General features: G+C 71.3%; 10 protein-coding genes. 1 reads left to right on the forward strand and 9 read right to left on the reverse strand.

Annotation, left to right across the window (positions count from 1 at the left end):
* Window positions 1-148: 148 nt before the first annotated feature.
* From ACFWZ5_RS01235 to ACFWZ5_RS01270, 8 genes are all read right to left on the reverse strand, one after another.
* Window positions 149-1,084, reverse strand: a complete 936-nt coding sequence (locus ACFWZ5_RS01235) for an amidohydrolase family protein (RefSeq protein ID WP_384786151.1) — start codon at window positions 1,082-1,084, stop codon at window positions 149-151.
* Complete coding sequence (locus ACFWZ5_RS01240; RefSeq protein ID WP_384786153.1) at window positions 1,081-1,329, reverse strand: hypothetical protein; 249 nt, start codon at window positions 1,327-1,329, stop codon at window positions 1,081-1,083. Before ACFWZ5_RS01240 ends, ACFWZ5_RS01235 begins: the two co-directional genes overlap by 4 nt.
* Window positions 1,326-2,423, reverse strand: coding sequence for an amidohydrolase family protein (locus ACFWZ5_RS01245; RefSeq protein ID WP_384786156.1), 1,098 nt, complete (start codon window positions 2,421-2,423; stop codon window positions 1,326-1,328). The genes ACFWZ5_RS01240 and ACFWZ5_RS01245 overlap by 4 nt, the downstream gene beginning before the upstream one ends.
* Window positions 2,420-3,943: an AMP-binding protein gene (locus ACFWZ5_RS01250; protein ID WP_384786275.1), complete on the reverse strand. Its 1,524-nt coding sequence runs from the start codon at window positions 3,941-3,943 to the stop codon at window positions 2,420-2,422. Before ACFWZ5_RS01250 ends, ACFWZ5_RS01245 begins: the two co-directional genes overlap by 4 nt.
* A gap of 2 nt (window positions 3,944-3,945) precedes the next feature.
* Window positions 3,946-5,649 carry an aspartate aminotransferase family protein gene (locus tag ACFWZ5_RS01255; RefSeq protein WP_384786159.1) on the reverse strand — a complete coding sequence of 568 codons (1,704 nt, stop codon included), beginning with the start codon at window positions 5,647-5,649 and terminating at the stop codon, window positions 3,946-3,948.
* On the reverse strand, window positions 5,621-6,319 hold the full coding sequence (locus ACFWZ5_RS01260; RefSeq protein WP_384786161.1) for a GNAT family N-acetyltransferase: 699 nt from the start codon (window positions 6,317-6,319) through the stop codon (window positions 5,621-5,623). The genes ACFWZ5_RS01255 and ACFWZ5_RS01260 overlap by 29 nt, the downstream gene beginning before the upstream one ends.
* 14 nt (window positions 6,320-6,333) lie before the next feature.
* Window positions 6,334-7,296: a fatty acid desaturase family protein gene (locus ACFWZ5_RS01265; RefSeq protein WP_384786164.1), complete on the reverse strand. Its 963-nt coding sequence runs from the start codon at window positions 7,294-7,296 to the stop codon at window positions 6,334-6,336.
* 133 nt (window positions 7,297-7,429) lie between these two features.
* Window positions 7,430-8,728, reverse strand: coding sequence for a condensation domain-containing protein (locus ACFWZ5_RS01270; protein WP_384786167.1), 1,299 nt, complete (start codon window positions 8,726-8,728; stop codon window positions 7,430-7,432).
* Between the two features lie 422 nt (window positions 8,729-9,150).
* On the opposite strand from ACFWZ5_RS01270, the gene ACFWZ5_RS01275 reads away from it, so the two are divergent.
* Entirely contained in the window at window positions 9,151-10,398 is a 1,248-nt protein-coding gene (locus ACFWZ5_RS01275) for an MFS transporter (protein ID WP_384786170.1), read from the forward strand.
* 4 nt (window positions 10,399-10,402) lie between these two features.
* Here the strand turns inward: ACFWZ5_RS01275 and ACFWZ5_RS01280 are convergent, their stop codons facing one another.
* Window positions 10,403-11,278, reverse strand: a complete 876-nt coding sequence (locus ACFWZ5_RS01280) for a hypothetical protein (RefSeq protein WP_384786173.1) — start codon at window positions 11,276-11,278, stop codon at window positions 10,403-10,405.
* Window positions 11,279-11,447 lie beyond the last annotated feature (169 nt).

Consider the following 11,447-nt stretch of genomic DNA (forward strand, 5'->3'; position numbering starts at 1 on the left):
CTAGAGATGGTGTGGTGCGGGATGCGGTGGTGCGGACGCCGCGCGTGCGGCTCGGTGCGGTCGTGCGGCGCTGTGCGTGCGGCGCTGTGCGCGGGCCCGGATGCAGGCCGCGGGCCCGGATTCGGGCCGCGGGTGCGGTGGCCCCGGTTCAGGGCGTCGGGCGGCTGTCCGGCGGCAGGACGCGCAGCAGGTTCTCGTGCAGCAGCAGCGACCGGTCCTTCCGGGACACCCCGGCAAGCACCGTGGGCCCGTCGACGACCTCCGCGATCAGCCCCTTGAGCCCGTTCAGGCGGGCGAGCGGCCAGTCCGTACCGAAAATGATCTTGTGGTTGACGCCCATGCGGAACAGCTGGTTCAGATGCCCGGTCCAGGCGGGCAGGCTCGGCCCGCTCGCGAACCCGCCGGTGTCCAGGTACACATTGGGCCGGTACGCCGCGAGATACGCGCTGGTCTCGACGTGTGTGAGCCCGCCGTGCCCGAGCACGAAGGTCACGCGGGGGAAGTCCCGCGCGGCCCGGTCGACCCGCATCGGGTGCGCAGGTCCGTAGTCGAGGCTGCTGGCGGTGGGGCCCGTGTGCACGAACACCGGCAGGTGCCGGGCCGCGCAGATCTCGTAGTACGGGTAGAGCCCCGGGTCCGACGGCGAGTAGCCGCACGGCGGATAGAGCTTCACGCCGTCCAGGCCGTAGGCGTCGACCATGGCCTCGAAGGCGCGGACGCCTTCGGGGCCGCGCCGCGGGTCGACGCCGATGTACACCCAGAAGCGGCCGGGGTGCCGCAGGCGGATCTCGTGGTGGTGGCGGGCCGCGTCCGCGGGCTCCAGGGTGCCGGGCATCCGCAGGCCGAAGTCGGGCACGAGCAGCACCGCGCGCTCGACCCCGGCCGCGTCCATCTCGGCGACCAGGCCGTCGGCCAGGTGGTCCTCCTGCTGGGCCACCAGGCCGTCGGTGACGCGGTCGTGCCGCGGGGCCGCGCCGAGGGCGCCGAGGCGGCAGCACACGTTGCCGGCCACGTCCGCCACGAAGGCGCGCGGGATGAACCGGGTCGACGCCACGTGGCAGTGGCCGTCGTAGACCGTGGTCATCCGAGCACGTGCTGGATCAGACCCTGGATGCGGACGCCTTGCTGCGGGTCGTAGGTGCCGAAGTCGAATTCGGTCCCGGTCTGTTCCTCCAGGTACGAGATGAGGCCGACGATGGCCATGGAGTCGAGCAGGCCGGTGTGACTGAGGTTGGTCTGCCCGTCGACCGCCGCGTGCGCCTCCCCCTCGACCCATCGCTCGACCCATTCCACCATCAGCTTCTCCAGCGCTGCGATGTCCGTGCTCATGCGCGGCCTCCTCGGTCCGTGACGTCGGTGTTGTCCGTGGTGGGGTGCGTGCCGTCGTTCCGTGGTGCTCCGGCGACCAGGCGCAGGCTGTTGCCGCCCATGATCATGCGCCGGTCCGCCTCCTTGATCCCGGCCACCGCGGGCTGCCCCTTGGCGAAGGCGCCCACCAGGCCGGGCAGCGACTCCGAGAGGCGGTAGGAGGGCCAGCAGGTGCCGAAGAGGATCTTGTGGCTGACGCCCAGGCGGAACAGCCGGTTCAGATGCGCCTGCCAGCCGTCCGCCGCAAGGACGGAGTGGAACTGGCTGATGTCCAGGTACACGTTGGGCCGGTGGGCGCACAGATAGGTGGCCTCGTCGACGTGGGTGACGCCGCCGTGCCCGAGGATGAAGTTCACCCGTGGGAAGTCGCGGGCCGCCTCGTCGAGGAGCAGCGGCGCGCCGTACGCGAACTCCAGCTGGCCCCAGCCGGGGCCGGTGTGGCTGAGGACGGGCAGGCCGTAGTGCTCGCAGAGCTCGAAGTACGGGTACAGGCGCCGGTCGCTCGGCGAGTAGCCGCACAGCGGGTAGAGCTTGAGCCCGGCGAAGCCGTACGCGGTGACGCACCGCTCGAACAGGTCGATGCCGTCCTGCCCGCCGCGCGGGTCGACGCCCCAGAAGACCTTGAAGCGCCCCGCGTGCCGACGGCTCACCTTGTCGATGTGCCCGGCGAGTTCGGGCGGCGTCAGGGCGCACCGGGCCACGTGCGAGTAGTCCGGAATCACCAGGAACGCCTGGTCGACGCCCGCCTCGTCCAGCTCGGCGACGAGCCGGTCGCCGTCGTCGTCCTGGTGGACGGAGAGCACCCGGTCGAGCATGCGCTCGGGGCGTACCGCGTGGCCGTACGCCGCCATGCGGTGGTGGGCGTTGGCCGCCTGGTACTCCAGGAAGGCGCGGGGGATGGCCAGTTGGCTGCCGAGCTGCACCTGGGCGTCGACGACGCGGGGTGCGTCGACGGGGCCGGGTGCGTCGACGGGGCCGGGTGCGTCGACGGGGCCGGGTGCGTCGACGGCGCGGGGCAGGCCGCCCGCGCCGCCTTCGGTGGCCGCCCCGGTCACGCGCTCGGCCCCGAGCCGCCGGACGCCGCGTCGGAGGTGACCGCGTCCGAGGTGACCGCCGCCGCGAAGTGGGTCGCCGCGAGCCCCCTGCTCAGCTTCATGTTGGCGGTCATGAAGGCGGGGTCGGAGCGCAGCGGCGTGGTGGAGAACACCACCGACAGGACCCGCTCGTGGGCGTCGAGGGTCGCGTTGGTCTCCTCGATCCGCCGCTCGATGCGGGCGCGCAGGGCGGGGTCCGCCGGGTCGGTCGGGGTGACGAGGGCGCCGAGCCGGTTGGACTGCGGGGTCGGCACCACGACGATCTCCGAGACGCCGTCGATCCCGGCGAACGCCGCCTCGATCTCGGCCGGGTGCACCTTGCGTCCGCTGCCGAGCGCGATGACGTCCTTCTTGCGCCCGATGAGGGTGAGGAAGCCGTCCGCGTCGAGGCGGCCGTAGTCGCCGGTCAGGATCGTGCCGTCGGGCTTGAAGATCTCCGCGGCGGACGGGTCGCCGTCCGTGTCGAAGTAGCCGCGGCCGAGCGGCGCCGGGCGGTTGATCAGGACTTCGCCGTCGTCGAGGAAGGTCACCGCGTCCGGGTCGATGAGCCGCCCGACCGTGCCGACGCGGTGCTCGTCGGGGGTGTTCCAGGCGACCATGCCGGTCTCGGTCAGGCCGTACGCCTCCAAGAGCGGCACGTCGCGCTGCCAGAACGCGTCCAGGGTCTCGCGGCGGATCGGCGCCATCCCGGTGATCAGGAAGCGGACGCGGCCGCCGAGGAAGTCGCCGAGCGAGGCGTCGCCGCCGCTCTTCGCATGGAGCTGGACCACCGTGTCGTAGAAGACGGGCGGCCCAATCAGGAACGTCGGGCTCTCCTTGCGGACCGCCTGGAACACCCGCTGGTACGGGGCGAGCACCAGGTCCGCGCCGAGCCACAGGCACAGGTAGACCGAGAGCCGCTGCTGGTAGTTGGCGAACGGCAGGAAGATCAGGTGCCGGTCGCGGCCGGTCACGGAGAAGGCGTCCACGAACCGGTTGATGACGTACTCGGTGCCCTTGACGCTGATCTCCAGGCCTTTCAGGCGCCCGGAGGTGCCCGAGGAGTAGACCAGGCTGTGCAGGTCGTCGGCGTCGACGGTCGTGGCGGTGGGCGGGACGACGTCCGTCCCCGGGGTGCCGTCGGGCCGGACGACGACGGGGGTCGCGGGCACGGGCCCGTCGGCGATCAGCAGGGCGAGCCCGTGCTCGGCGACGAAGCCGTCCGGGTCCGGGATCTCCGTGGAGTCGGCGAACGCCTTCAGGCGCGCGCCGGCGGCGAGGGCCGCGAGGTCCCAGGCGATCCAGTCCAGGCTGTTGGCGGCGCGGATGCCGATGAGGTGGCCGGGGCGCACGCCCGCGGCCTTCAGCTGTTCGGCCCGGGTGCGCGCGAGGTCCGTGAGCTCGCTGTGGGTGAGCTCGCGGCGCTTGCCCGCGACGTCGATCTCCACGACGTGGGCGGTGGTGTGCCTGCTTGAGCGGTCCAGGAGATCCGCGAGGTTCATGGTCACCTGTCGGCCGACTTCCTTTCCGGGGAGGCGAGTGGGGCTTTCAGTGCGGCGACGAGTTCCGTGAGCCGCGCGCGGGCCAGGAATCCGATCCGGCCGCCGAGCATCTCCTCGTACCCGCCGCTGTCGGTGTCCCAGGCGACGGTGACCTCCAGGAGGCTGCCGCCGTCCGGGGCCTCGGTGACGGTGGCCCGGCGTTCGAGGGTGTGCCACAGCCAGCCGGGCGCGGCGGTCAACCGCACGCCGTCGGCGAGGAGTTCGGCCCGGTCCGCCCAGACCACCGGGTCGGCGCCGAGGCGCCCGGCGAACTCCGGGTCGTGCCCCACGCCCGCCGCGCCGGTGTCCGCCGCGAACGGGTCGAGCAGCCGGGGCCGGGCGTGCAGCAGCTCAAGGACGTCGCCCGCGGGGTGCGGCAGCGGCACCGAGCAGGTCACCGGGGACAGCTCGGCCGCCGGTCCGGCGCCGCCCTGTCCGTCGACCTCGGCGAGGATGCCCTCCAGGACGGCCAGGCCGTGGTCGAGGTCGTCCGGGGAGATGACCATGGGCGGCTGGACCCGCAGGACTTGGGGGTGGTACAGCGAGTACGTGGAGGTGATGCCCTCCTCAAGCAGCCGCCCGAGGACGAGTCCCGCCACCGCGCCGTCGGTGAACTCGATGCCGTGCATCATGCCGATGCCGCGGTGCGCGGCGATGATCCCGGGGTGGCGGGCCGCCGCGGCGGCGAGGCGGGCGTCGATGGTGCCCGCCCGCTCCTTGACGCCGGCGAGGAACGCCTCGTCGGACGCGATGGCGATGGCCTCAAGGCCGACGCGGCACGACAGCGGGTTGCCGCCCAGGCTGGAGCCGAAGGTCGAGGGGAGCACCCGCAGGACCTCCCACACCCGCTCGGTGCCGAGGACCGCCGACAGCGGCAGGACCCCGCCGCCGAACGCCTTGCCCACGCACACCAGGTCGGGGGTGACGCCGAACTGCTCGTGCGCGAAGAACGTGCCGCACCGGCCGAACGCCGTCTGCATCTCGTCCAGGATGAGCAGCGCTCCGTGCTCGTCGCACAGCCTGCGCACCTCCCGCAGATAGCCGGGCGGCGGCACGATCACGCCCGCCTCGGCCTGCACGGGCTCCAGGAGCACGGCGGCCACGGTGTCGTCGAGTGCCGCGGCGAGCTCGTCGACGTCGCCGAAGTCGACCTGCCGGAAGTGCTCCATGAACGGGCCCAGCAGCTCGCGGTGTTCGGGCCGGTCGGAGGCGCTGAGGGTGGCGAAGGTCTTGCCGTGGAAGCAGCCGCGGGCACTGATGACGCCGGGGCGGCCGGTGGCGGCGCGGGCCAGCTTGAGCGCGTTGTCGATGGTCTCGCCGCCGCCGTTGGCGAGGTAGGAGTAGGGCAGGCGCTGTCCCGTGGTCTGAGCGAGCCGCTCGGAGAGCCGGATCTGCACCTCCTCGAACAGGATCTTGGTGCTGTTGAGGACGCCGGAGTCGAGCTGTTCGCGTACGGCGGCGACGATCCGGGGGTGGGAGTAGCCGAAGGACTGGTTGCCGTACTGGTCGAAGAGCGCGAGGTACGACGTGTTTGACGCGTCGTCGATGACGCGGCTGCCCGCGCCCTTGCCCTGGACGCCACAGCCCATGACGAACGCCATCTTGGCGTAGGCCGGGTGGTTGTGGGCCGCCTTCGCCTCAGCGAGGCGCTGCCGCCGTGTCCGCATCCGCCGCCTCCCGCCGTCCGTCGTGGCTGTCGCTGTCGTCGCGGCCGTCGTGCGCCCGCTTGTAGTGGTCGTAGTCGCCGAAGAAGTACTGGAGCAGCCGGCTCTTCTTCCCTTCGGGCGTCCTGGCCCGCCGCACGGCCTCGGTGACGTCGAGCGCCGCCACCAGACTGAGCGGCGAGCCCTTGAACCGGTGGTCCTCGTACGGCTCGTGCAGGGCGAAGAAGCCGATCTCCTTGTAGAAGCCGCGCAGCCCTTCGGAGTCGTCGACGAAGAAGTCGCCGAGGATGTGCGTCATGTCGTGCGTCCTGGCGCTGTGGATCACGGCTTCGCGCATCAGCGCCATGCCGATCTCGCGGTGGCGCATCTCCGGCAGGGTCATCAAGTGCCCGAATTCCACGAGCCGGTTGCCGTCCCGGAGGCCGGAGAGGTCGACGGTGTCGTCACAGGGAAGGCCGGCCTCGGTGTCGGGGACGACCTTGACGGTGCCCACGGGCCTTCCGTCGTCGTAGCCGACGATGTACTCGGCGTAGGGGTCGAAGCGGTCGAAGGTCGCCGCGGTGTCCCCGGCGTCCGCGAGCCGGCCCTGGTCACCGACGTACACGGCGTCGCGCAGGCGGAGCACGTCGGCCTTGTCGGCCGGGGTGCGCGCCACTTTGAAGGTCACCTTCATGTCTGCTGCTCCTTTCAGCGGCCCGCTCCGCGGAGCAGCTTTCCGAAGTAGTCGAGATAGCCGCGGTTGAAGTAGCGGATGCGGTCCTGGACTTCGCTGTGCAGGGCGGGCAGCCGCTCCAGCGGCAGATGGGGCATGAGGTGGTGCTCGACGTGGAAGTTGTTGCCGTTGGTGAACCACGTCAGGACGCGGTTGGAGCGAATGGTCCGGGTATTGGCGAAGGGGTCCCGGTTCAGCGTTTCGCAGCCGTAGTGCTCCGGCAGCTCGATGAAGGCGTGCACGGGCCCCGCCACGAGGGCGAGCGGGAGCAGCCATACCCAGACGACGACCGCCGAATCCAGTGACCAGGAAAGGGCGGACAGGGCGAGCAGTGCGCCGAGTGCCAGGAAGTGGTCACGGCGAATGCGCCGTGACACGCGCACGCTCTCCCCTTCGAATTCCCGGCCGAGCAGCGAGCGCCCGAGGTTCGCCGCGAACAGCGCGTAGTGGTGGGCCATGGTGAAGCGCACGGTCCAGTCCACGGCCGTGCGGAACTTCGAGCGCTCCGCGGTGCCGTACTGGTCGCCGTAGTCGAAGAATTCCCGGTTCATCGGAGTGCCGAGGTCACGGTGGTGGCGCATGTGCGCCGCTTTGTAGGCCGCGAAGGAGATCAGCATCGGCAGGCCGAGGATGATTCCGGTGACGGCGTTGGCCCTGCGGCTGCGGTAGGCGAGATTGTGCAGGGTTTCGTGCTGGAGTTCCGCGGCGTGCGCGAACATGGCGCCGATCAGGACGATTCCGGTGGCGCGCCACCACCATTCCGGTTGCAGCACCACCAGGACGCCGATCGCGGTGAGCAGCGCGCAGAGGGCGAATTTGAGGGAGAACACCCATCCCCGGGGTTCGGTGCGCAGATGTTTCAGCGCCGCTCTGATCTCGGTGGCCTCCTGGGGATTCTTCGTGGCCGGGTCGACGGCGTCGTCCGCTGTCAGGTCCATTCGTTGGTCCCTCGTCCTTCCGGGCATGACGGCATGACGGCACGGCGGCGCGCCGTCGGCCGGGGGTCGACGGGCCGCATGGCTCATGCGTAAGGCGTGCGGAGGGTGGTGCGATGGCTGCGTGTGCGGAGGGTCAGCCGCCGATGTCGCCCACGGCGGTGCGTGGTCCCGCTGTCTCGAGGGCGCGCAGCAGGGAAAGGATTCCCTCCATGTGGCCGGCCGTCTCGGCCGGGCTGTAGAGCTCCGGGTGCGCGTCGAGCATGACGTCGGTGGCGCCGTCGGCGGAGGTCTGGAAGAAATACACCGTCAGGTCGACCGTGAGCGGAAGGGACACGGTGCGCAGCACGGCGTGGGCTCCGGCGAAGTCCAGTGCGTAGTCGAACCTCATGACGTTGACCATGGGTCCCCACAGCCGCGCGCCGTCGCCCTTCTCGGCGAGTTCACGGGAGATCTCCGCGGTGGGATAGCGGGAGTGCAGCAGCACTTCCCGGATCTCGCGCGACACCTCCTTGGCGAAGTCGCCGAGCGGTGTCGCGGTGTCCACGCTCAGCCGCAGCGGCAGGATGTTCATCGTCATGCCCGGTACGTTGCGCACCTGCGGGCTGAGGCGGCCGCCGGTGGGCAGGCCGAGCAGCAGTTCACGGGCGCCCGTGGTGCGCGCGACGTACGCCGCCATGGCGCTGACGGCCAGGTCGGACCAGGTCACGCCCAGGTCGTCGGCGGCGCGCTGCAGGCGCCCGACGGCGTCCGGGGCGAGCTCGGCGGTGCGGCGGCGGCCGATGGCGAGGCCCCCCGCGCGGCCCGCGAGGCTCACCGGCTCGGGGCGTCCCGCCATCTTCCGCTGCCAGTGCTCGCGGTCGCGGGCGAAGCTCTTGCTGTCGCGGTAGGCGGCGTCGGCCTCCAGCAGATGGGTGTACGGGGGGAAGCCACTGCCGCCGGGCGGGAGCCCGTGGGCGAGTGCGGTGTACACCGCGGCGGTGCGGTTGAAGATGAGCGCAAGGCTGTAGCCGTCGACGACGGCGTGGTGCACCCGCCGGTACAGGATGAAGTGGTCGTCGGCGACTTTGACGAGCGCCGACGTGCACAGCTGGTCGGGGTCCACCGGTCGCCGGGCGTCGGATTCCATCCAGGCGGTGGCGGCCGCCGCCGGCGCGGATTCCGCGCTGAGGTCCAGTAATTCCAGGGGGGTCGTCTTGTCGCGCAGGAACTGCCGGTGCTCGCCTTCCACGGTGATGACGGCAAGCCGCAGCGCTTCGGCCTCTTCCTCCACGAATTCATGCGCGGAGCTCATCAGAACGGGGTCGACGGGACCTCGGATGTCGAGATAGTCACAAATACAGTAAACGGGGTTGCTCAAGTCGTCCGACTGGGCCGCCCAGGTGCGTAACTGCGGAGCAAGTAAGGGGAAATCCGCGTCTTCACGATTAAGCAACGCTCACTCCTTGCGAGGACACCGTGCTTAAATCGACGCCACATCTCACAGGCGTCACGAACACCATTGCTTGGCCGTGCATACCCATTGACGGGAAACGGTGCGAAGTCGTGCGCGAGGGTGGGGGGTTGATGGGGGGCGCGCTTCAACAACTGTAGCGTACATGGCACTTGATCGAGCGTCCACACCCCCACGGCCGCATGCGCTCATGTCACGGAATGCAAGGACGCGCCCGCTTCTTTACGCCGCGCCAATCGGCGCCTTGCCGACATCCCCCTCAGCCAAATCGATGCCCTTCGGCCAGTTCTCGCCGACCAGGGCTCCCTTTTCCGCCGACCGGGGCCCGTTGAAGCAGGAACAAGCCATGCTGTGCTTTCGTGGTTTCACGGCTTTCGTGTACGCACTGTGAACGTGGAGGATGGATGGCGACGGAGACATCGGAGAAGACGGAGCGACCGGTGAACCGGCGCGGTGTGGCCGTGGTCGGCGCGCTCATGCTGGGCGCGTTCGCCTTCAACACCACCGAGAACCTGCCGATCGGCATTCTCAAGCTGATGTCCGACGACCTCGACCGGTCCCTGTCGGCCGTCGGCCTCCTCGTGTCCGGCTACGGACTGACGGTGGCCCTCGTCTCGGTGCCGATCGCGCAGGCGACCCGGTCCGTCCCGCGCCGCTTCGTCCTCTGCGCCCTGCTGGTCGCGCTGTTCCTCGCGAGCGTGCTGTCGGCCCTGGTCTCCTCGTACTGGGTCCTCATGGCCGGACGACTGGTCACCGCGGTCGCCCAGGCGCTGTTCTGGGCGGTGATGGGGCCGGTCGCGGTCGGCCTGTTCCCGCCGCACGTCCGCGGCCGCGTCATCGGGGTCCTGTCGGTGGGCGGCTCGCTCGCCCTCGTGCTCGGCGTGCCCGGCGGCACCTGGCTGGGGCAGCACACCAGTTGGCAGGTGCCGTTCCTGGTGGTCGGCGCCCTGGCCGTGCCGTGCTTCCTCGTGATCGCCACGATGCTCCCCAGCTCCCGCCCGGAGGAGAGCCACGCCGTACGGGGCGTCGCGCCGGACACCCGCCGCTTCGCGGTCGTCCTGACCGTCACCGCGCTCACGGTCACCGGAGTCTTCGCCGGATACACGTACATCTCCAAGTTCCTCGTGGACGAGAGCGGGTTCAGCGAGTCCTCCGTCAGCAGCCTGCTGCTCGTCCTCGGCATCACCGGCATCGTCGGCGTCGCGGTGTACGGGCGGCTCCTCGACCGCTTCCCGCGCGCGACCCTCACGCTCCCGGTGACGACGCAGGCGGTGGCGCTGCTCGGCCTGTACGCGGCGGGCGGTTCGCCGACCGTGGCCGTCCTCATGATCGTGTTCCTGGGGGCGTCCCTCGGCCCGGTCTTCATGGCCACCCAGAGCCAGGTCATGCACTTCGCGCCGCGCCGCACGGAAACGGCTATCGCCGCCAACAGCGCCGCCTACAACCTGGGCGTGGCCGCGGGCGCCCTCGCGGGCAGCCTGCTGCTCCCCCTCATCGGCGTGCGCGGCACGTTCCTCGTCGGCGGCCTGATGACCGTCGCCGCGCTGTTACTCCTGCTGGAGGAGCAGTTCCTGTCCCTGGGGCGCGCCGAGCCCTGGTCCGAGGTGCCGGCGGGGTCCCCGGCGCGGGACGACGTGCGCGCGGCGTCCTGACGCCCTACGGCCGGTCCTGCCGTGGCTGGGTGCCGGGGCGCAGTTCGATGCGGACGGTGTCGTCGTCCTGGATCACGTACGTCGGGTCGGTGCTCTTGTGCCAGCCCAGCGGCAGGACGTAGTAGCGCTGGTCGCGCTCGACGAGCAGGCGCAGGCCGCTGTAGCGGTACCGGTAGTGCGTGCCGCGGCCCAGGTCCTCCACCTCGGGACCGGGCGGGGCGAAGCTGAGGCGTTCGGTGCTGAGGACCACCACCGCCACGCGGCGCACCAGTTGGCCGGCGTCGTCGCGGGCGTCCTGGCGGCCGATCTCCCCGGCCAGCAGGGCCACGACCCAGAGGAGGAAGAGCCCGGCGGCCAGGAGCGTGGCGACGCGCCGCCACGCCGGTGGGGGCGCGGAACCCGAGGGCGTGGCGGCACGGGTCCGGCCGAGGAGCAGTCCGACCGCCACGAGCAGCGGCGCCGACCACGCGTACGGCTGGATCCACCGCCACAGCAGCAGCAAGACGGCTCCGGCGGCCACGAACACCAGGTGGGCCCGCGCCACCGCGCGCCCGGCTCCGCGCAGTCGGTCCACGTGGCGCGAGGGGACGCGCAGGGCGGTCAGGAGGCGGGGCAGGTCCGGGCCCAGGAGGGCCAGGACGAGGACTCCCAGGGCGGGCAGGGTGGCGAGGCTCAGGCTGCGTATGACCAGTTCGAAGGTGTCGAAGCCGACGGCGAAGCTGTCGAGGTGGAAGTAGCCGAAGTAGGCGTTGGTGTAGATGTAGCCCGCGTACAGCATCAGGGCACCGGCGAACGACGCCGCTCCGACCACGGAGTTGACGAGCTCCAGGGCGCCGCCGACCCGGGGGGACGGGGGCGGCTCTTGCGCACGCGCGGGCATGCGTGCGGGCGGGCGCGCAGGCGTGCGGCCACGCCGGGCGGGCTGCCGCACCCGGGGTGAGCGCGGCACGCGGCGTGGACGCGGGACACCTGCCGGGCCCGGCGCGGCGGCGGGGCCCGCCCCGCCGACCGGTGGGTGGAGTCCCACCCCCGGCAGGTGCCGGCGGACG

The sequence above is a fragment of the Streptomyces sp. NPDC059003 genome (assembly GCF_042740445.1).
GTDB lineage: Bacteria > Actinomycetota > Actinomycetes > Streptomycetales > Streptomycetaceae > Streptomyces.

Excerpts from the sequence above, each read along its gene's own strand:
- ACFWZ5_RS01240 (WP_384786153.1), bottom strand. The coding sequence starts at position 1,329 with ATGAGCACGGACATCGCAGCGCTGGAGAAGCTGATGGTGGAATGGGTC.
- ACFWZ5_RS01280 (WP_384786173.1), bottom strand. The coding sequence starts at position 11,278 with ATGCCCGCGCGTGCGCAAGAGCCGCCCCCGTCCCCCCGGGTCGGCGGC.
- ACFWZ5_RS01260 (WP_384786161.1), bottom strand. The coding sequence starts at position 6,319 with ATGAAGGTGACCTTCAAAGTGGCGCGCACCCCGGCCGACAAGGCCGAC.
- ACFWZ5_RS01235 (WP_384786151.1), bottom strand. The coding sequence starts at position 1,084 with ATGACCACGGTCTACGACGGCCACTGCCACGTGGCGTCGACCCGGTTC.
- ACFWZ5_RS01250 (WP_384786275.1), bottom strand. The coding sequence starts at position 3,943 with ATGAACCTCGCGGATCTCCTGGACCGCTCAAGCAGGCACACCACCGCC.
- ACFWZ5_RS01255 (WP_384786159.1), bottom strand. The coding sequence starts at position 5,649 with ATGCGGACACGGCGGCAGCGCCTCGCTGAGGCGAAGGCGGCCCACAAC.
- ACFWZ5_RS01275 (WP_384786170.1), top strand. The coding sequence starts at position 9,151 with ATGGCGACGGAGACATCGGAGAAGACGGAGCGACCGGTGAACCGGCGC.
- ACFWZ5_RS01265 (WP_384786164.1), bottom strand. The coding sequence starts at position 7,296 with ATGGACCTGACAGCGGACGACGCCGTCGACCCGGCCACGAAGAATCCC.